Source organism: Streptomyces sp. S.PNR 29, from assembly GCF_030386795.1.
In the GTDB taxonomy this organism is placed as follows: domain Bacteria; phylum Actinomycetota; class Actinomycetes; order Streptomycetales; family Streptomycetaceae; genus Streptomyces.
Window position 1 is genome coordinate 28,928 of the sequence record NZ_JANUQM010000016.1, and the last position, 21,463, is coordinate 50,390.

Consider the following 21,463-nt stretch of genomic DNA (forward strand, 5'->3'; position numbering starts at 1 on the left):
TCGACGGTGTTCCGGGCAAGGGCGGCGGCTACACCGCGGTCACACCGCTGTGGGGCACGATTCCCGCCCCGGGAACTGGTACCTGGCGACTCGCCCCGATCCCGCGACCCTTGCCGCGCTGCCGGCCCGCGTCTGCGACGAGGCCGGCGTCCAGCCGGTCCTCGCCACCCCGCTGCACGGCATCGAGGCCGTCCGGCGCAGTGGCGCGGACGCCGACTACCTGTTCCTGATCGACCACGGCGGGGCCGGTGCCCAGGTCCCCGCCGAAGGCGTCGAACTCCTCACCGGCCCCGGTGGCTAGAAGAAGGAGCGCAGGCGGGACTCGATGTGCGCGGCGGCGCCCTCCATGAGGGTGTCGGAGATGGCCTCGACCGTGCGGGCCCGCCAGGGCTGCAGGGACGTACCGGCGACCGCCTGGTTGAACGCCCCCATCGCGGGGCCGCAGTGGACCAGGTAGTCGACCCGGGATCGCGGGTCGCCTGTTGTCGCGAGGCGGAAGCCGCGGTCGAAGTAGCCGCGGAACAGGGCGGCCAGCTCCGCTTTCGGGTCCCGGCCGAGGGAGCGGGACGGGGCCGGCTCTCCTGCGAGGTAACGGTCGAGCACCTGGCTCCTGGTCTCCTCGTCGAGTTCGGCCAGGGACGCATGGCGGCGCCAGAGTTCGTGCAGCCTGGCTGCCCTGGCGGGGAAGAACAGCCCCCGCTTGAGGTACCGCGCCTGCACACCGAGTTCGAACATCTCGCCCCAGGGGGCGGTGTCCACGTCGTACTCGCGTGCCTCCTGCAGGATGTCCTTCACCTCCGGACTGGTCGCCGCCTCCACCGAGCACTGGTTGACCGAGCCGGTCAGCACGAACTCGGCTCCCAGCAGGAAGGCCGCCGCGACCGCCTGGGGGGTGCCGAGCCCGCCCGCGCAGCCGACGTGCACCCGGTGGCCGGGAAGGGCCTTCTCGTCCCGCAGGCGGAGCACCGTCGGCAACAGGGTCGGCAGGTCGGCCGTGCTGCTCAGCCAGCCGCCGTCCGCCTCCACGCACAGATCGTCCGCCATGGGACGCGCCGCCGCCGTGCGGGCCTCCGCGTCGGTGACCTCCCCGGCTTCGAGCAGTTGCCGCACCAGACGCTCCGGCGGCGGGGCGAGGAACTCCGCGGCGACGTCGCTCCTGGACACCTTCGCGATGATCCGTCCGCCCTTGAGCCGGAACCGGACCAGGGCCGGGGTGATCAGAGGGAAGCCCGAGGCCTCGACCAGGTCCACTCCGTGCCGCAGCAGGAGGTCGACCAGTGCGGATTCCTGCTCCGGCGCTCCGTGCCGGTAGAGCAGGTTGACGCCGAAGGCACTGCCGAGTCCCAGTTCGCCGGTCAGCTCACGCAGGTGCGGGTCCAGTTCGGCGGTGGTGAGACCGCCCGTGCCCAGGAAGCCCAGGAGCCCCGCCTTGGCCAGCGACGTCAGCATCTGCCGGCCGGAGATGCCGCCGTACAGCGAACCGGCCAGATAGGCGCGCCGCAATCCGTACCGCTCGCGGAAGCTCCGGGCCCCGAGGCCGTCGGCGGTCACTTCGTGGCGCTCCGCCGTGGCTGGGGCCGGGGTGGTGCGGGAGACCGCGGGCGCGGGCGGGGCGGACGGTGCCGGGAGCGGTTCGGCGGCCTCCCTGATACGGCTCACCAGCTTGGTGAGCACCCGGCCGGGGCCCAGTTCCACGAACTCGAAGTCGCCGTGTCCCATCAGTGTGCGCACCGTCTCGGTCCAGCGGACCGGGGAGGAGATCTGTGCCGCCAGGGTCTCCTTGAGCGCCTCGAACCGGTACGGCCGGGCATCGACGTTGGCCAGTACCGGGATGTTCGGTGGCCGGAGGGTGAATCCGTCCAGGAAGCGCGCGAACTCCTCCGCCGCGCCGCGCATGTAGCGGGAGTGGAAGGGCGCGCTGACATGGAGCCGGACCGCGCGGGCGCCGGCGGCTTCCACCGCGCGGCAGGCCGCGTCGATCTGCTCACCCGGGCCGGACAGCACGAACTGGTCCATGGCGTTGTGGTTGGCCAGGTCCAGGCCGTCGAGTCCGGAGTCCGCGAGCACGCGCGTGACGGTCGCCTCATCGGCCCCGACCACCGCGGCCATCGCACCGCCGTCGGCGGCCGCCATCAGCTCGCCGCGCCGCTGCACGAGTCGCAGCCCGGTCTCGAAGTCGAAGACGCCGGCCGCGAACAGGGCCACGTACTCGCCGAGGCTGTGCCCGATCAGGTAGTCCGCCGGCACCGGATCCTGTTCCACCCGGTCCAGGTAGGAAAGGGCGCTCACCACGTAGAGCGCGGGCTGGGTGAACTCGGTACGGCCGAGGCGGCGCTCGGGGTCCTGGGTGCACAGTTCCTCGATCGAGTACCCGAGCACCCGGTCCGCCGTGGCCGTCTGCTCGGGGAACTTCTCGAACAGACCCCTGCCCATCCCCCGCTGCTGGGACCCTTGACCTGGGAATCCGTAGATTTTCATGCCGTGTGCCTTCCTGGGTGTCCTGGGAGCGGCGAGCTGCTGGGCTCTGGTCAGCACGCCCGGGTCGTGTCCGAAGGGGCTGAGCAGGGGGAGGGACCGGGAACGCGTCCCCGACGGGAGGTTGTTGCGCACGAAGTTGTGCAGGGTGCCCGAGGGGCCGAGGTCCAGGTAGAGGAAGTCACCCCGCTCCCGCATCGCGGTGATGGTGTCCTCGAACGCGATGGGCCGTCGGGCGACCCGCGTGAAGTGGTCCACGGTCGGCCGGTCCACCGGCCCGCCGTCCACGCAGGACACCCAGGGGATGCGCGGCGGTGCGAACTGCACGCCGCGGAAGGCCTCTTGGCAGTCGGCGAGTGCCGGGTCCATCAGGCTGGAGTGGTAGCCGTACTCGACCGGAACGCGCTGGTGCACCACGTCGGCGGCGCGCAGTGCGGACTCGGCGCGGGCCAGATCCTCCTCGGTGCCCGCGACCACGAAGTGGCCCGGGTAGTTGCGGGCCGCGATCTCGCACGCCCGCAGGGCGGGTATCCGGTCGGTCACCTCCGGCCCCGCGAGCACGGCGAGCATGCCGCCGCGGGGCCCCGCCCGCAGCGCGCGGGCCTGGCGGACCAGCAGCCGCAGGCAGTCGGCCGGGGGCAGGCTGCCGGACACGGCGGCCGCCGCGTATTCGCCGAGGCTGGCGCCCAGCAGGTAGTCGGGCTCGATCCCCGCGGCCTGCAGGGTCTCCGCCAGCGCGAGCTCGATCATGACGATCGCCGGGTGGGTGATGCCGGTCTCGGTGAAGGGTTCGTTCCTGCGTTTCGCGGGGTCGAAGACGCGTGCCAGCACCGATTCCCCGAGTTCCTCGGCGACCACGGCGTCATGGCGTTCCAGGGCGGCGCGGAACACCGGGTTGTCGTCGAAGAGTTCCTGGCCCATCCGGTAGTACTGGGAGCCCTGGCCGGAGAACATGAAGACGACGGGCAGAGTCCCGCTGAGGGCGGCGGGCCCGGCGGGCAGCCCGGCCGGGGCCGCCTCGCCGGGGCGGCGGTCGCCGCGGGGCGTCGGATTCCTCATCGGTAGCTCTCCCAGAACAGGCCCGCGGCCGGCGTGGGCGCGGGATCGGCTCCGACCGGCTCGGGCGTGGGCGCGGTCCCCCGGATGACGAGCCGCCGGTTCAGTACGGGCTGCGGCAGCGGGGCACGGGTGGGGCGAGGACGGGCGGGGGCCGGGGCGAGCAGCAGATGCGCGTTGGTGCCGCCGTCGGCGAAGCAGTTGAGGGCGGCGACCTCGGCCGCATCCGGCCAGGGCCTCGGCTCCCGCGGGAAGTACAGCGGCGAGGCGGCCAGGTCGAAGTGGTCCAGCGGCTCCTGACCGGAACGGAAGGGCACCTGCTCCCGGTGGTGCAGCATCAGGACGACCTTGATGAACGCCGCGATGCCCTCCGCCGCCAGCGGGTGGCCGATGTTCGGCTTGATGGAGCCGAGGGCCACCGGCTGGGCCGAGCCGGAGCGGTAGACCGCCTCCACCGCCTTGAGTTCGAGCAGGTCGGTGACGGTCGACCCGGACCCGTTGGCCTCTACCCAGCCGATGTCCGATGGGGTGTGGCCGCTGCGGGCCAGCGCCTCGGTCATCACCTCCTTCTGTGCTTGGAGGTTGGGGGTGGCCGGGCCCGCCGTGCGGCCGTCGTTGTTGATCGCGATGCCCTTCATGACGGCGAGCACCCGGTCCCCGTCGGCCTGCGCCCGGGACAGGGGCTTGAGGAGGACGACGCCGACGCCCTCACCGAGGACCAGTCCCGCCGCCCGGCGGTCGAACACGTGGAACTCAGCTCCCGGGTTGAGCAGGCCGCGCCGCCCGAACACCTGGTGCGCGCGGTCGTCCGCCAGCAGGCTCACCCCGGCGACCACGGCCGACTCGATGTCCCCGGCGCGCATCGCCTGCACGGCCATGTCCATCGCCACGAGGGACGAGGAGCAGGCGGTGTCCACGACCACGCTGGGGCCGCGGAAGTCGAAGAACTGCGAGACGTTCGCGGACAGGTAGTTCTGGCCGGTGACGACCACCGGGTTCTTCGCCCGCTCCAGCCGCGCGGGATCCGGCGTGTGGGTGGCCCGTCCCCCGACGTACACACCGATACGGCGGCCCTTGAGCTCGGCCGGGCGGTAGCCGGCCTGGTGCACGGCGTTGTTCACCTCCTCCAGCACGAGCAGCGCCTGCGGGTCCATGGACGCGGCGTCCGCCTCGGACAGCAGGAAGGCCTCGGGATCACAGCGCAGGACGTCCTCCAGCAGTCCCGCGTGGTGGTCGACGGGCCGGCCGAAACGCTCCTCGGGGACGGGCCGCAGGGCCGAACGGCCCTGCCGCAGCAGCTCCCAGTACGCGTCCACGGAACCGGCACCGGGGAACCGGCAGGACAGACCGACCACGGCGATGTCCTCGGTGGACGCGTCGGGTCGCCGCGGGGCCGACGGCGCGGGGGCCGTGAGCACGTCGGCGGCGTCGCGGGCGGCGGTGGCTGCGGCGGGTGCGGACTCGTCGGCGACCGGTCCCTCGGCCGTCACCGTGCCGAAGGCGGCGACGAGTTCCTCCGGGTGCGCCGCGCCGAGGTGGGCGGCGAACTCGTCGATCGTCGGGTGCTCCAGCAGTGCCGAGGGGTCGACCGAGACGTCGAGCCGTCGGGCGATGGTCTGCACGAGCTGCGAGACCATGATCGAGTCCACGCCGTAGTCGGCCACCGGCACGTCGCCGGCCAGCTTGGCCCGGTCGAACCGCAGGTCCGCGGCGAGCCGGTCGAGGAGCCAGGAGGCCGCGGCGCCGACTGCGCCGGTGACCGCGGCGGAGCCCTCGTCGTCGCGGGGCGGCGCCGGGGCCGCGACCGGGGCGGCCGCCGTGGTCACCTGTGCGGGGCCCGCGTCCAGACGACGGGCCGTCAACCGCTCGGGGTGCCAGTCGGCGTCGGGCCGTACCACGACCGGCATGACCACGCGGGCACCGCTGTGCAGCGCGCGCTCCAGCAGGGCCAGGCCCTGCTCGTCGGAGAGCGCGGCCAGGCCGGAGGCCTGGTAGGCGGAGCTGCGCGCCTCCCCCATGCCGGTGTCCTTCCAGCTCGGCCACTGCACGCTGACCAGGGGCAGACCGTACGGCCGCGCCTCGGCGACCGCGTCCAGATAGGCGTTGGCCATGGCGTAGTCGCTCTGGCCGACCGCCAGCGCGGGAACCGTCGCGGCGATCGACGAGTACAGCACGAACAGGCTCAGCGGCTCCTCGCGGAAGCACTCCACCAGCGCGTCGAGGCCGAAGATCTTCGGGCCGAGCACCCGGGCGATGCCGTCCTGCAGCTTGCGGACGAACGCGGGGTTGTCGAAGTCGGTGAATCCGGCGCTGTGGATCACTCCGCCGATGGGACCGAGCTTCTGCTTCACCTCCGCCAGAACCTTCGCCAGGGCTTCCCGCTCCTCCAGCGGTACGGCGACGACCTCCAGCTCCACTCCCCGGTCCGCCAATTCGGCGAGCGGGCGGAGCTTGCGGCCGAGGGCGCTGTCCGCGGAGATGTGCGCGGCCCACTCCGCACGGGGCGGGAGTTCCTCGCGTCCGGTGAGGACCAGCTTGCGGACACCGTGCCGGGCGACGAAGTGCCGGGCGGTGAGCAGTCCGATGCCGCGGGTGCCCCCGGTCACCCAGAGCACGTGCCCCGCGGGGAACCGCACCTCGTGGTTCTCCGGGCCCTCGGGCAGTTCGCGCAGCTCGGCGTGGTGCCGGACGCCGTCCCGGTAGGAGACCTCGGCGCACTCCGTGTCCGCGCGCAGTTCGTCGATCGTCCAGCGGCACACCTGGTCGTCCGTGGTGTGCTGTCCGACGTCCACGTGGCGGGAGCGCACCTGGCGGTACTCGCTCTGGAGCATCCGGTAGAGCCCCACGCGGGCCGCGCCGCCGAGGCCCGGGGCGGCGTCGGTGCGGGCCTGGGTGCCGCGGGAGACCAGCAGGGCGCACAGGCCGCTGCGGCCGTGGTCGACGACGTGCTGCAACCAGCGCAGCCACACGGGCAGCACCGAGTGCGCGGGCGGCAGGGCGGGATCGGCGCAGCCGGCCAGGTCGACCACCGCGTCGAAGCGGTCCCAGCGGGTGTCGGCGGCGGCGAGGTCGGCGGCCATCCGGTCGTGATCGAGCACCTCGGCGGCGGGCAGCGCGGCGGCCAGGCGGGCGGCCAGCTCCTCGGTGCCCGGCACGGCCAGCAGGGCGGTCCGGCCGGGCAGGGCGGTGCGCTCGGCCGGTTCGGCGGGAACCCAGTGCCGGGTCAGCAGCAGCCCGTCGGGGGCGGCCCGGTCGACGTCCTGGCGTGCCAGTTCCTCGTCGGCCGCCGCGAGCCAGACCCGTTCGCCGAGGAAGGGGTAGCCGGGCAGCGGCACGCGGGCCGGTCGGCCGGCCGGGTGGAGGGCCGACCAGTCCACCCGCTGTCCCGAGCACCAGGCGGCGGCGTGGGCGGCCGGGCCGGGGGCGGGAAGCGGTTCCCCCTCGATCGGCCGGCGCGGGTCGACCACGCCGGTCCAGCTGTCGGCGGGTGTGCCGCCGGTGGCGAACTCGTCCAGGCGCGCGGCCAGTTCCGGCAGGTCCTGGAAGAGCACGGCGAACCGGTGGGCCATGGCCTCACGGCCGGCCTGGAGCGTCCAGGCGACCTCCTGCGGCGCCGAGGCGGTGCCCTCCGCGCGCAGATGTGCGGCGAGGCGGCGTGCCTGCGCCCTGAGCCGGTCGGCGTCCCGCGCGGACAGCACGGCCACCTGCGGGCCGGTGGCGCCGGGCCGGGGCTTCGGGGCCTGGAGGTACTCCTGGAGGATGATGTGCGCGTTGGTGCCCCCGGCGCCGAAGGAGCTGACGCCCGCGGTCCTGGGCAGCGCGGTGCCGTCCGGGCCGACGCGGCGCGGCCACGGGGCGCGTTCGCGCTGCACCCGCAGGGGGGTGGCCGTGAAGTCGATGTTCGGGTTGAGCCGGTCCGAGTGCAGCGAGGGCGCCAGCTCGCCGTGCCGCATCTGGAGCAGCACCTTGGTGATGGCGGCGATCCCCGCCGCCGACTCGGCGTGCCCGATGTTCGACTTCACCGAGCCGATCGGCAGCCGTTCGGGGGCGTCGTCGCGGAAGGCCCGCAGCATGCCGGTGACCTCCACCGGGTCGCCGAGCGAGGTTCCGGTGCCGTGCGCCTCCACATAGTCGAGGTCACCGGGGCGCAGCCCGGCGCGGTCGAGCGCGGCCCGCAGGAGGTCGCCCTGCGCCTGCGGGTTGGGGACGCTGTAGCCCGCGCCCGCCCCGCCGTGGTTGACGGCGGAGGCCTTGACCACGGCCAGGATCCGGTCGCCGTCGGCCAGTGCGGCGTCGAGGCGCTTGAGCAGGACGGCGCCGGAGCCCTCGGCGGGAACGTAGCCGGTGCCGCCCTCCCCGAAGCTGCGGCAGCGGCCGTCCTCGGCGAGGAAGCCGCGCTGTGCGAGCTGCAGGAACTTCACCGGGTGGCTGGAGATGTTGACGCCGCCCGCGACGGCGATGTCGCAGTCGCCGTCGCGGATGGCCTGGCACGCCTGGTGGATGGTGACGAGCGAGGAGGAACACATGGTGTCCAGGGCGACACTGGGGCCGGTGAAGTCGAAGAAGTATGAGACCCGGTTGGCCACCGAGGCGTAGGACGAGGAGGTGGCGAAGCCCTTGCCGTGCAGCGCGTCCTGCACTCCGTACAGCTGGTAGTGGCCGTACATCATGCCCACGAAGACACCGGTGCGGCTGCCGCGCAGCTGCTCGCGGGTGCAGCCCGCGTCCTCCAGCAGGTGCCAGACGGTCTCCAGGAACACCCGCTCCTGGGGATCGGTGTGCTCGGCCTCGATCTGTGACATCCGGAAGAACAACGGATCGAACCGGTCGGCGCCGCGGACGAACCCGCCCCACTTGCCGTAGGTCTTGCCGAAGACCGACTTGTCCGCGTCGTAGAACCGGCTGTGGTCCCAGCGGCCGGCCGGGATCTCCTCCACGCTGTCCCGGCCGGCCCGCAGGTTGCGCCAGAACTCGTCCACGTCGTCGGCCTGCGGGTAGCGGCCGGCGACGCCGATGATCGCGATGTCGGCACCGGCGGTACCGGGCCGCGCGGGCGAGGCGGCGGTGGGGACCTCGGGGGCGGGGACGGCGGTGGTGGCGGGGGCGGTGGCGGTGGCGGTGGCGGTGGCGGTGGCGGCCGTGAACGTTTCGGGGTGCGCTTCGGTGAGGTGCTGCGCCAGCTCACGCACCGTCACATGCTCGAAGAGCAGGGTCTTCGACAGCGGACCGACGTGTTCTTCGAGGCGCCGGATCAGACTCATGGTGATCAGTGAGTCCACTCCGTAGTGGTCGAAGGGCTCGGTGACGGCGATCTCCGTCTCGGGGAGCTTCAGCTCCTCCGCCATGAGTCGCAGGACCAGCTGTTCGGCGGTGTCCCGGCCGCCTGCCGCGTCCTTCGGTGCGGCGACGGGACGCGGGTGGGCGGGCGGTGGCGTCGGGGTGCCGGTCCGGAAGGGTCCGCCGTCCAGGGCCGCCAGTATCCGCGCCGGGTCACCGGGCGCGAGCAGCAGCCTGGGGGCGGTGCCGGCCAGGGCGCGCTCCAGGGCGTCCAGGGCGGCTTTGGTGGCCACCGGGCGCATGCCGAGCACCCCGGCCATGTACTCCTCGGCCGTGGAGTCGATGCGCATGCCGCCCTCGGCCCACACCGGCCAGGCGGCGGCAAGGGTGCGGCCCCGGCGTGCCCCCGTTCGGCGCTGCCGCTCCCGCCGTTCGGCGAAGTGGTCGAGGAAGGCGTTGGCGAAGGCGTAGTCGGTCTGGCCGGCGTTGCCGAACGCGGCCGCCGCCGAGGAGAAGGCCACGAAGTAGTCCAGGGGTTCGTCCCGGGTGGCCTCGTCCAGCAGTACCGTGCCGTGCACCTTGGCGGCCAGCACCGCGTCCGCGTCCGCGCGGTCCTTGCGTTGCAGCAGGCCGTCGCGCAGGACGCCGGCCGTGTGCAGGACGCCGCTCACCGCCCCGTGGGCGCGGCGGGCCTCGGCGATCAGGGCGCGCACCGCGGCGGCGTCGGCGACGTCCGTCGGCACCACCCGGGCGCCGATGGCCTCGATCCGGGCGCGTGCCGCGGGCCCGGGGGCGGTCCGGGCCGCGAGGACGATCCCGCCGTCGGACACGCCCGCCGCGCGCCGGACGGCCGCGATGTGCTCGGCGAGCAGCAGGCCCAGCGCACCGGTACCTCCGGTGATCACATGCGCGCCGGTACCGGTGAACAGCGGCTCGGCGGCGGGGAGGTTCACCTGGCGCCAGGATCGGCGGGCCCGGCCGGAACGGTCGACGCGCACCTCGGGATCGCCGCCGGCGCCGAGTTCGCCGACCACGGCGTCGGCGAGCGAGGCGGCGTCGACGGCCAGGACGCCGAAGTCGACGGAGGGGTGTTCCTGGCGTACCGAGCGGGCGAACGCGGCCATCGCCGGGTGGGCCGGCGAGGCGGCCGGCTCCTGATGGACGTACAGGTAGCGCAGTGCGCCGCGCTGTTGCCGCTGCCAGGCCTGGAGGAAGGCCATCGCCGTGTGGAAGCCGTGCTCCACCGCGCTGCCGGTGTCGGTGTGCTCTCCGGCCAGATGGACGACGTGCAGCGGTGCGGTCCCCTCGGTGCGCAGCACGGCATCGGCGTCGAAGCCGGCGGCACCGAGTTCGATGCGCCGGTTCGCCAGCCCCGCGGCCGTCAGGGCGGCGCACACCGCGATCCCCTGAGAGCCGGGGTCCAGCACCAGGACCGTTCCGTCCGGCAGGCGCCCTGTGTGCGGGGCGGGCTGCCAGACCGGTTCGAACGCGGCCACGGCGTCGGGCGTGCGGACCGGCCGCAGCATGAAGGCGTCGATCGCGGCGACCACGGCTCCGTCGGCGTCCAGGAGCGCGACGTCGAAGCAGAGCGTGCCGGCCGGGACGGTGCGTGCCGAGGGCGTGGCGTACGCGTACAGCCGCTCCGGCAGCTCGGCGTACAGCCGGACCTGCCCCAGGGAGAACGGCAGGTACGGCACCGGCCGTGCCGGGTCGTCCGTGCCGGGTGCGAGCATCCCCGCCACCTGCAGAGCCGCGTCGAACAGGGACGGGTGGAAGACGTACTCGCCGGCGTCCGCGCGGCGGTGGGCGGGCAGCCGCAGCGTCGCCAGCGCCTCGCCCTCGCCCAGGACGAGGTCCTCGATCACCCGGAAGCTCGGTCCGTAGTGGAAGCCGAGCCGGCCGAAGTCGTCGTAGCAGCTGTCACCGGTGCGGGTGCGCGGGCAGCGCGACCGCACGGCCGTCAGGTCGATTCCCGGGCGCCGCGGGCCGGGGTCGCCGAACAGCAGGGTTCCGCGGGCGTGTACCGGGGTGCCCTCCTCGGCGCCGCGCACCTCGAAGGACGCCCCGGGCTCCTCGCGGGCGACCCGCACCACCAGGCGCCGCTCGCCGGCTGCGGGGAGCCGGACCGGGGCCGCCCAGACGAGGCCGTCGATGCCGCGGACGGGGGCCCCGGCGGCCAGTTCGCCGGCCAGGCGTGCCATCTCCAGATGGGCCACTCCGGGCAGCACCGGTTCGCCGTCCACGACGTGGTCGCGCAGGAAGAACTCCTCGCCCGTGAGCGTCTTGGCGAAGGCCTGTGCACCGAAGGTGGAGACGTTGGCGTCCAGGAGAGACGTGTGCAGTCGGCCGGTGGGCCGCCCGGGTGCGGGCGTCGGGCCGGAGCCGGGCGCGACCCAGTGGCGGGGCCCGGCGAAGGGGTAGGCGGGCAGGTGCACCCGGCGGCGGCGTGTCCCCTGGTGCAGTGCCTGCCAGTCGAGGTCGGCGCCCGCCAGCCAGGCGTCCGCGGCCGCGGCGACGTCCCCCGCCGCGGGGGCCGCCTGCGGTGCCGGGCGGTGCTCGACGTGCGCGGTGCGCACCGCGGACGGCCGGCCGGACAGGAACTTCTCCAGCTCGCCGCCGAGTCGGGCGGTGCTGTCGGCGACGACGGCGAGGCGGTGGGCCATCGGCTCGCGGCCGGTCTGCAGGGTGTAGGCGAGGTCCCCGGGCGGGACGTCCTCGTCCCGGAGGTGGTCGGCGAGCCGCCGGGCGGCCCGCCGCAGCGCCTGGGGGTCGCGGGCGGACAGCACGAACAGCTGCTCCTCCGCGGACTCCTCGCGGGTGTCCTGCATGTGCGGTTCCTCCATCACGATGTGCGCGTTGGCCCCTCCGAACCCGAAGGAGCTGACCCCGCCGCGACGGGGCAGTTCGCCGCCCGCCTCATCGCGCGGGCGCGGCCAGGACCGGGTCGCGGCCGCCACCTCGAACGGGCCGCCGTCGAGTTCGAGGTAGGGGTTCTGCTCGCGGAAGTGCAGGCTGGCGGGGATGACGCCGTGCCGCAGCCCGAGCACGACCTTGAACAGGCCGGCGATGCCCGCCGCGGCTTCCAGGTGGCCGATGTTGGTCTTGACCGAGCCGATGGCGCAGCCGGGTGCGGCGGTCGTCCCGCTCTCCGCGCGCAGCCTGCGGAACGCGGTGCTCAGTCCGGTGGTCTCGATCGGGTCGCCCAGGGCGGTGCCGGTGCCGTGCGCCTCGATGTAGCCGACGCTCTCCAGGGGGACGCCCGCGGTGCGGTAGGCCTCAGCGAGCAGGTCGGCCTGGGCGTCCGGGCTGGGTGCGGTGAGCGAGGTGGTCCGTCCGCCGTGGTTGACCGCGACCGCCTTGATCACGGCGTGCGGGGCGTCGCCGTCCCGCTCCGCCCGGCTCCGCGGTTTGAGCACGACGACGCCGGCGCCCTCGCCCCGTACGTAGCCGTCGGCCCTGCTGTCGAAGGCCTTGCAGCGGCCGTCGGGGCTGAGCATCTCGCCCTGGCTCAGTGCCTCGTACACCGTGGGCGACAGGATCAGGCTGACGCCGCCCGCGATCGCCAGGTCGCAGGTGCCGTCGCGGAGCGCCGCGCAGGCCTGGTGGACGGCGGTGAGCGAGCCGGAGCAGGCGGTGTCCACGGCGATGCTGGGGCCGCGCAGGTCCAGGATGTAGGAGATCCGGTTCGGGATGATCGACAGCGCCGCGCCGGTGAGGGTGTGGCCCTCGCTGTACCGCCCGGCGGCCCGCTGCACCTCCAGGTAGTCGGAGTTGGTGGCGGCGACGAACACGCCGACCCGCTTGCCCGCGAGTTCGGACGGACGGTAGCCGGCGTCCTCGATGGCCGACCAGACGACTTCCAGCATCAGCCGCTGCTGCGGGTCCATCAGTTCCGCTTCGCGCGGGGAGATGCCGAAGAAGGCGGCGTCGAAGCGGTCCACGTCCGGGAGGAAGCCGCCCCAGCGCGAGCGGGAGCGCGGCTGCTCCCGCCAGTCCCACCGGTCGGCGGGGATCTCCTGGATCAGGTCGTCCTCGGCGACGAGGTGGTTCCAGAACTCCTTCAGGTCGTGGGAGCCGGGCAGGCGGCCGGCCATGCCGATGACCGCGATGTCGTCCCGGCCGGGCGCGGCCGGTGCCGGCTCCGGCCGTTCCTGCTCGGGGTGCTCGGCCGGCCGGCGTACGGCGGTGGCGGGCAGGGGGGCGGTGTCGAGCCGTGCGGCCAGTTCGGCCCGGTGGTGCTCCCACAGGTGTTCGGCCAGCGCGGCCAGGGTGCCCCTGCGGTAGAAGAGCGTGGGGTACACCTCGATGTCGTAGGCCTTGCGCAGTTCGGCGCTGAGCGCGGTGAAGGTCACCGAGTTCATGCCCACTTCGCCGAGCGGGGTGTGCGCGCCGATCTCCTCGGGGCGCAGTCCGGCCAGCCGGGCTACCATCCGGGCGAGTGCGGCCACCAGTGCCTCGCCGGGACCGGTGGGTTCGGCGGGGTGCTCGGGGGCGGCGGCCGGGGTGGCGGCGCCGAAGCGGGCGCGCAGTTCCGGCAGGGGCAGTGCCGCGAGCGTGGCCCGGTCCACCTTCTCGTTCAGCGTGCGGGGGAAGCCGGTGACCCGGATCAGGGCGTCGGGAACCATGTGGTCCGGCAGCCAGGCCGCCAGGTGCTCCCGGGCCGGCTCGGCGGCGCCGTCCTGCAGCACGTAGCAGCCCAGGAGGGAGTGCCCGCCGGTGCCCTGACCCCGTGCCACCACCACGGCGTCCTGGATTCCGTCCAGCCGGCGCAGGGTCGCCTCGATCTCCTCCAGCTCCACTCGGAAACCGCGCACCTTGACCTGGGAGTCGATCCGTCCCAGGTACTCGATCCGCCCGTCGGCGAGCCGGCGGACCAGGTCGCCGGTGCGGTACATGCGTGCGTCGGGCCCGTCCCCGAACGGGTCGGGAAGGAAGCGCTCCGCGGTCAGCTCGGGGCGGCCCAGATAGCCGTCCGCCACGCCGTGGCCCCCGATGTACAGCTCGCCGGCCACGCCGGTGGGCACGGGGCGGCGTGCGCTGTCGAGCACGTGGAGCCGGGTGTTGGCGATCGGAGCGCCGATCGTGACCCGGTCGCCGGGGTGCAGCCGGCTCGCCGCGGACCAGATGGTGGTCTCGGTGGGCCCGTAGAGGTTCCACACCTCGCGGCTGCGGGCGAGCAGCGCCTCCGCGGTGTCCGCGGGGAGCGCCTCGCCGCCGCACAGGACGGTGAGCCCGGGGTCGCCCTGCCAGCCGGCGGCGAGCAGCATGCTCCAGGTCGCCGGGGTGGCCTGGATGACGGTGGCCGCGCTGCGTTCGACGGCCTCCCGCAGCCGCAGCCCGTCCCGGGCCGTCTCGGTCGGCAGCACCTCCACCGTGCCGCCGGTGATCAGCGGCAGGTACAGCTCCAGTCCGGAGATGTCGAAGCAGACGGTGGTCAGCGCCAGCAGTGTGTCCTGCGGCCCGAATCCGGGCTCGCGCGCCATCGACCAGAGGAAGTTGGTGAGGGCGCGGTGCGGGACGCGGACGCCTTTGGGCCGGCCGGTGGAGCCGGAGGTGTAGATGACGTACGCGGTGTCCGAGGGGCCGGCGGGTCCCGGCGAGTCGGCCGCGGGCGGCTGCTCGTCGCCGTCGATGAGCAGGCGGGGCACCGACCCGTACCCGCCCTCGATGCCGGAGTGGGTGAGCATCAGGTGCAGCCCGGCGTCCTCGGCCATGTAGGCGAGCCGTTGCCGCGGGTAGGCGGGGTCGAGCGGGACGTAGGTGCCGCCGGCGGCCTGCACCGCCAGCAGGGCCACGGGCAGATCGGCGTCGCGGGGCAGAAGCACCCCGACGGTACGGCCCCGCCCCACGCCGGCGGCGGTCAGCCGGGCGGCGAGTTCCGTGACCCGCTCCATGAGCCGGGCGTAGGTCAGCTCGGTCTTCCCGTGGCGGACCGCGACGGCGTTCGGGCAGGTCTCGGCCTGGCGTCGCACCAGCTCCCAGACCAGGGTGTCGGCCGGGTAGTCGGCGGCGGGCGGCGGGGTGAGCAGTGCCCGCTCGGCCTCGGTCAGCAGGTCGAGCTCGCCGACCTGGGTGTCGGGTGCCGAGACGGCCGATGCCAGCAGTGTGGTGAAGTGGTCGCCGAGCCGTTCCACCGTGGCGGCGTCGAACAGGTCGGGGTCGTACTTCAGCGAGTACCGGCAGCCGTCGGCCTCCTCGACCACCTCCAGGGTCAGCTCGAACTCACCCTCCTGGTGGACGCCCGGCACGTGGCCGCGCACCAGGCCGTCGGCTTGGGCGCCGCGGGTCCAGTTCTGGAAGTAGAAGGCGACGTTGAAGGGTGCGGGCGGGGCGGCGGGGTCCTGGCGTTTCAGCTCCTCGGCGAGAGTGATCAGCGGGTACGCGCCGTGCTCCAGCGCTCCCAGCACCGTGCGGTGCACCCGGTGGAGCAGACCGCGGAACGCCTCCTGGCCGTCGATCCGCTCGGCCAGTACGACCATGTTCATGAAGTAGCCGAGAACGTCGTCGTAGCCGTCGGGACGGCCTGCCGTCGGTGTGCCGACGGCGATGTCCGCCTGGTCGCTGTAGCGGTGCAGCAGCGCGAACCAGCCCGCGAGCAGCACACCGAACAGGGAGGTGCGCTCGGCCGAGGCGAGCGCGCGGGCCCCCTCCGCCACGGCGGCCGGGACGCGCCCGTCCACACTCGCGCCCCGGAAGCCGGGCACGGCGGGGCGCGGCCGGTCGAGCGGCAGCGGCACGGTGGTCCGCCGGCCACGCAGCCGTTCGGTCCAGTAGGCGCTCAGGCGCCGGCCCTCGGGGCCCGCGAGCAGCTCGCGCTGCCGGCGGGTGAAGTCGGCGTAGCTGCGGGCGGGGCGGTCCTGCGGCAGCATCCGGCCGGCCCGGACGGTGCGGTAGCCGCGTTCCAGCTCGGCGAGCAGCAGGGCGATGGACACGCCGTCGAAGACCAGGTGGTGGAAGGTCAGGAGCAGGGCCTGGCGGCCGTCGCCGAGGGTGTAGAGCGTGGCGCGTACCAGCGGACCGGTTTCGAGGTCGAAGGTGCGGCGCAGGTCGGCGCGCATGCGGTCCCGGAGATCCTGCTCGGCGACGGAGGTCAGGAAGACCTGCTGGAAGGGGAGTTCGGGCTCGGCCGCTATCCGGACGACGGGGCCGTGCTCGCCCGTCCGGACGGTCGCGCGGAGTTCCTCGTGCCGGTCGAGCAGGTCCTGCAGGACGACCCGCAGGGCGAGCACGTCGACGTCGGGGTCCAGCCAGAGGGCGAGCGGCAGGTTGTAGGCGTAGGTGCCGGGCGCGATCTGCTCGATCACCCACAGTGCGCGCTGCCCTTCCGACAGCGGGTGGGTGGTTGCTTCGAGGTCGCTGCGCGGCCGCAGGACCAGCTCGGCCGCGGGTGCTGCCGACGGTGGTGCTGCCTGGTCCGCGCCGCGGGCGGGGCCGGCCGGGGACGGGGCGGCGGGCGGGGCGGCCGCGGCGTCGGCGAGCCAGCCGGTGGCCAGGTGGGCGGACAGCTCGCGCAGGGTGGGGCGTTCGAAGAAGTCGCCGAGCGGCACGGTGACGCCGAAGGTCTCGTCCACGGCGGACACGATCTTCATGCCGCTGAGCGAGTCGAAACCGTAGTCGGCCAGGGGCCGGTCGGGGTCGATCCGCTCGTCCAGGCCGAGGACCCGCTCGACCAGCTCGCTCAGCCGCCGCGCGACCGCATCGGCTCCGCCGCCGTCCGTGCCGGCGGTCGTGGTCCCGGTGGCGGGCGCATGGCCGAGGGCCGGTGCCGCACTGAGCACCACCCCGTCGCTCTCCGCGACCAGTACGGTCTGCCCCAGGTCGGCGTGCTCGCCGCCGAGGGCCCGGACCGGCGCGTAGCCCTCTTCGTGCAGCAGCCTCAGCCAGCCTTCCGGGGAGGCCAGCGGCGAGTCGGGCAGGCGCAGTTCGGCATCGTCGAAGAGCCACCAGCCCTCCAGCACGCCGCCGCCGACGGTGAGCAGCGGCCGCACGGCGGTCAGCTCGTTGAGCACCAGCCAGCCGCCGGGCTTCAGCAGCGCCTTGGCCTTGCGCAGGGTGGCCCGCAGGTTCCTGGTGGCGTGCACCACGTTCGTGGCCAGGACCAGGTCGGCGCCGGCCGGTTCGAAACCCTGCTCGGCGAGGCCACGCTCCAGGTTGAGCACCTGGAACCGGGTGAACGGGTAGCTGTCGGCGAAGCGTTCGCGGCCGTGGTCCACGAAGCGCGGGGAGATGTCGGTGAACGTGTACTCGGCGCGGCCCGGATGGGCGGCCAGCACCGGCAGGACCCGCTCGCTGGTGGCTCCGGTGCCGGCCCCGAGCTCCACCACGCGGATCGCGTCGCCCTCCGGCATCCGGGGCAGCCGCAGGTCCAGGAAGCAGCGGACGGTCTCACGCACCAGCAGGTTGAAGGAGTCGGTGAGCGGATTGCCCTTGTAGAAGTTCTGCACGAGCTTCATCGAGGAGCCGGGGAACATGATCTCCGTGGCCCCGACCTCGCCCCGCAGGATCCTCGGGTACGCCTCGAGGAACAGCCGGTTGAGCGTGATCGTCGGTTCGATGTCCGGGTAGGCGGCGGCGAGTCTGTCGAACTCCGCGTCGAGGCGGGCCGCCGGCTCGCGGCCCGTCGCGTCGACCTGGGCGGTCGTGGTGACCCACTCGCCGTCCCGGATCAGGAAGCCGGCCTCGGCCAGGATGTTGAGCAGCGCCCGGTGCAGCCGCTGGAACTTGTCGAGGATACGGAGCCGGGTGCGCAGCTCCTCGCACCGGTGGCGCTCACCGGGCCGCTGGAAGACGCCCATCCGCCGGTAGACGTCCAGCAGCAGGGGCGCGGAGACGGCCTCCAGTTCCTGGTAGCCGTCGAGCACCCGGACGGCGGCGGCGTCGGTGCCGCTTGCGGCGCCCATCAGGGGCGGGGCGTCCGCGAGTGCGGCCGGGTGGCCGCCGCCGAGCAGTTCGCCGTCGTGGGCCGGGTCGTGGCCCATGGCTTCCAGCGCCCGGCGGCCGGCCCGGATCGGCATGACCTGCGGCAGGCCACTGCCCAGGATGCGGCGGACCGCGGCGATGCCCTCCGCGGCGCTGAAGCCGTCGATGCCCAGTCCCTGGAAGATCTCGGGCAGGCCGGGCTGGGCGCCGGAGCCGATCCGGCCCCAGTAGCCCTGGTTGACGACGGTGACCGGGTACGGCAGTCGCTCGCGCAGGAACAGCCCGTAGGCGTCCTCGGTCGCGGAGGCGCAGATGTAGGCGCCGTTCCCGGCGAAGCTGCCGAAGGAGCCGGCCGAGGAGAAGTAGGCGAGGAAGTCCAGCGGTTCGCCGGCGACGGCCGCGGCCAGTGCGGCCGCTCCCTCGGTCTTGACCCTGGTCGCGGCGGTGAAGCCGGACTCGTCGAGTGCGGTGAGCTGGTGGTTGTCGAAGACCATGGCCGCGTGCACGACGCCGTGCAGTGCCCCGAAGCGGCGGTGCGCCTCGGCCACCGCCGTTGCCAGGTCGTCGGCCGAGCAGGCGTCGCCGCGCACATGGAGGACCTCTCCCCCGTGGGCCCGGACGTCGTCGGCGACGGCTCGCTGCTCAGGGCCCGGTTCACTCCGGCTGAACCAGACCAGCCGCGCCCGGTGACAGCGGGCCAGGTGCCGGCTCAGTTCCAGCCCGATGCCGCCCGTGCCGCCGACCAGGAGGTAGACACCACCGTCCCGGAACACCTCGGCGGTCTCGGGCAGGGCGATCCTGCCGAGCCGGCGGACGTAGCGGACCCCGGCGCGCAGGCACACGGTGCGGCCCGTGCCGTCGAGCGGCTCGGCCAGGATCGCGTCCGCCAGGGCCCGGACCTGCTCGGTCCCGGCCGCCTCGGCAGAGGCGAAGTCCAGCGCGGCGACCCGCAGTCCGGGGCGCTCCTTCGGCGCGACCTGGAGCAGGCCGTGCAGGCCCGCACTGAACGGGTTCTGTACGGTGCTGCCGGCGACGGCGTGCACATCGCTGGTGACGACGACGATCCGGTCGGCACCGCCGTCGCGCAGCACATGGAACAGGGAGAGCGGGCCGTGCCGCAGATGGTCGGCGGCCTGCCCGGCGCCGACACCGTCGGTGACCCGGGCCCCCACCCCGCCCAGGTGGAGGACCAGTTGGGCGCCGGAGACCCGGGGCAGCCAGGCCGGTACGGGCTGTTCGTCGGTCCGGACCAGTTCCACCGAGGCGTCCGGGCAGCGGGCCGCCAGCGCCTCGCCGAGCCAGACCGAGGCACCGGTCACCAGAACGACGATCCGGCCCGTGGTGGGGGGCGTCGGTCCGACGGCCGGTGTCTGCGCCCGCACCCACATCGGGCGGTAGAAGTCCGGCAGGTCCCGGTCCGCGACCTCGGTGGGCTCCGCGCCCGGGGCGCCAGTGGCGGTGGCCGCGGGCAACGGCCGGGCGGCGGGCGGCTGGGCGGCGGGCGGCTGGGCGGCGGGCGGCTGCGGGATCCAGTAGCGCTTGCGGGCGAACGGGTAGCCGGGCAGCTCGATGCGGCGGGCGGCGGCGGAGGTGATCCGCTGCCAGTCGACCTCGGCGCCCCGCACCCAGTGCTCCGCCACCACGGTCAGGTCGCGCCGGTCCAGCGCCTGTTCCAGGGCGGTGGCCTCGTCGTCGGACAACCGCACCCGGGCGCGGGCGGCCCGGCCGACGCTGACGGGTGCGTCGGCGTCGCTCGCGGCGTACGCCGCGAGCAGGTCGGCGGCCTCGGCCACCGTGCCGGCGGACAGGGCGAGCCGGAACTCGTAGGCGGTGCGGCCCGACTGGAGGGTGTGGGCGACATCGGCGAGCCGGAGGGCTCCGTCCTCGACCACTGCCGGAGCCGGCCGGGCGGCGGCCACCGCCCGGGCCACGGCGGCGAGGGTGCGTGCGGACGTGGCGGCCGCGGGCAGGTCCGTGTCCGTCTCGGCGGCCAGCAGGGCGTGGAAGCGGGCGCGTTCCGCCACCTGGAAGCCGAACTCGGTGAGGTCGGTGCCGAGGTCCAGGTCCCGCGGCGTCACGCCGATCGTCTCGGCCGCCAGGCGCAGGACCAGGGCCTGGGCGTCGGCCGGCGGCTGCGGATCCACCGTGTCGTGCGGTGTGACGCCGCGGCGCAGGAACGCCGCCAGGTCGGCCGCGTAGGCCCGCAGACGGTCCTCGCTCCGCGCGGACAGCACCAGCAGCTGCGGTGCGGTGTCCTCGACCGGCTCCGGCGCGCCCGTGGGGAGGTACTCCTCCACGACGAGGCAGGCGTTGGCGCCGCCGCCGCCGAAGGAGCTGACGACGGCGCGCAGCGGCAGCCGCTCGGACTCCGCGTCGGAGCCGGCCGGCACCGGCCTCGCCCAGGGCCGCAGGTCCTGCTGCACCTCGAACGGTGTGGTGGTGAAGTCGATCTCGGGATTGGGGCGTGCCGAGTGCAGTGAGGGCACCAGCATCCCGTGCCGGAACTGGAGCAGCACCTTGGTGAGGCCGGCGATGCCCGCCGCCGACTCCAGGTGACCGATGTTGGTCTTCACCGAGCCGACCGCGACGGTCGGCCGCTGCGCGCGCTGCTCGGGGGCGATGCGCCCGCCGAAGGCCTCGACCAGGCCGGCGATCTCGATGGGGTCGCCGAGCGGGGTGCCGGTGCCGTGCGCCTCGACGTAGCCGATGGTGTCGGCCTCGACGCCGGCGCGGCTGAGCGCGCCGCGGATCACCTCGCTCTGGGCGGCCGCGCTGGGCACGGTGTAACCGCCGGTCTTGCCGCCCGCGTTGATGGCGGAGCCGCGGATGACGCCCAGGATGCGGTCCCGGTCGGCGACCGCCGCGGCCAGGGGCTTGAGCAGTACGGCGCCCACGCCCTCGCCGTCGACGAATCCGTCCGCGTCGGCGCCGAAGGCCTTGAGCCGGTCGTCGTGCGCGATCATGCCGCGCTGCGCCAGGGTGCGCAGGTGCATGGGGTGCAGGATCAGGTTGACGCCACCCGCGATCGCGGCGGCGCACTCGCCGGTCCGCAGGGACTCGCAGGCCAGGTGGATCGCGGTCAGCGAGGCCGAGCACGCGGTGTCCACCGCCATGCTGGGTCCGGTGAAGTCGAAGACGTACGACACCCGGTTGGCGATGGACCAGTGGTTGGAGTGGGCGTCGGTGGGCACGCCGAGCGCGTTCGCCTCGCCGCCCATCCACTCGTAGTTGCTGTTCATGACGCCCACGAACACGCCGACCGGTCCCCGCTGTGCGAGCCGGGCCGCCGGGTAGCCGGCGTCCTCCAGCGTCGCCGCCGCGGTCTGCAGGAAGAGCCGCTCCTGCGGGTCCATCGCCTCGGCGTCGGCGGGCGATATCTGGAAGAACAACGGGTCGAACTTGTCGACGTCGTCGATGAAGCCGGCCCACTTGCTGTAACTGCCGTGCTTCCCGGCCGGGTCGAAGTGCGCGTCGGCGTCCCAGCGGTCGGCCGGGACCTCCCGGATGCAGTGCCGCCCCGCGACGAGGTTGTCCCACAGCTCGCCGACCGTCCCGGCCAACGGGTAGCGGCCGGCGACACCGACGATCGCCACGTCCGTGCGCGCCGCCCCCGGGGCGGACGCCCGGTTCAGCAGGCTCAGCAGCAGCTTTCGCTTGTCGTCCACAGTTGCTCTCTCTCACAGGTCTTGGGGTCGGCCGCTGCGGGCCGGGAGGCGACGGCCGTCGGGGGCGGTGG

2 protein-coding genes and 3 pseudogenes are annotated in these 21,463 nt (G+C 74.2%); 2 read left to right on the forward strand and 3 right to left on the reverse strand.

What is annotated here, in order from left to right; all coding sequences use genetic code 11:
* Positions 1-76: 76 nt before the first annotated feature.
* A pseudogene (locus NW895_RS34400) lies at positions 77-301 on the forward strand (beta-galactosidase); the annotation flags it as partial.
* On the opposite strand, the gene fabD reads toward NW895_RS34400, so the two are convergent.
* Both fabD and NW895_RS41355 read right to left on the reverse strand, forming a co-directional pair.
* The gene (gene fabD, locus NW895_RS34405) at positions 298-3,534 is read right to left on the reverse strand and encodes an ACP S-malonyltransferase (protein ID WP_289940707.1); all 3,237 of its coding nucleotides are present in this window, start codon (positions 3,532-3,534) and stop codon (positions 298-300) included. The pseudogene NW895_RS34400 and the gene fabD overlap by 4 nt on opposite strands.
* Entirely contained in the window at positions 3,531-11,384 is a 7,854-nt protein-coding gene (locus NW895_RS41355) for an SDR family NAD(P)-dependent oxidoreductase (RefSeq protein WP_354670149.1), read from the reverse strand. Before NW895_RS41355 ends, fabD begins: the two co-directional genes overlap by 4 nt.
* On the opposite strand from NW895_RS41355, the pseudogene NW895_RS41360 reads away from it, so the two are divergent.
* A pseudogene (locus NW895_RS41360) lies at positions 11,365-11,499 on the forward strand (hypothetical protein); the annotation flags it as partial. The gene NW895_RS41355 and the pseudogene NW895_RS41360 overlap by 20 nt on opposite strands.
* On the opposite strand, the pseudogene NW895_RS41365 reads toward NW895_RS41360, so the two are convergent.
* Positions 11,472-21,392: pseudogene (locus NW895_RS41365) on the reverse strand (amino acid adenylation domain-containing protein); the annotation flags it as partial. The pseudogenes NW895_RS41360 and NW895_RS41365 sit on opposite strands and share 28 nt — an antisense overlap.
* Positions 21,393-21,463: the final 71 nt, after the last annotated feature.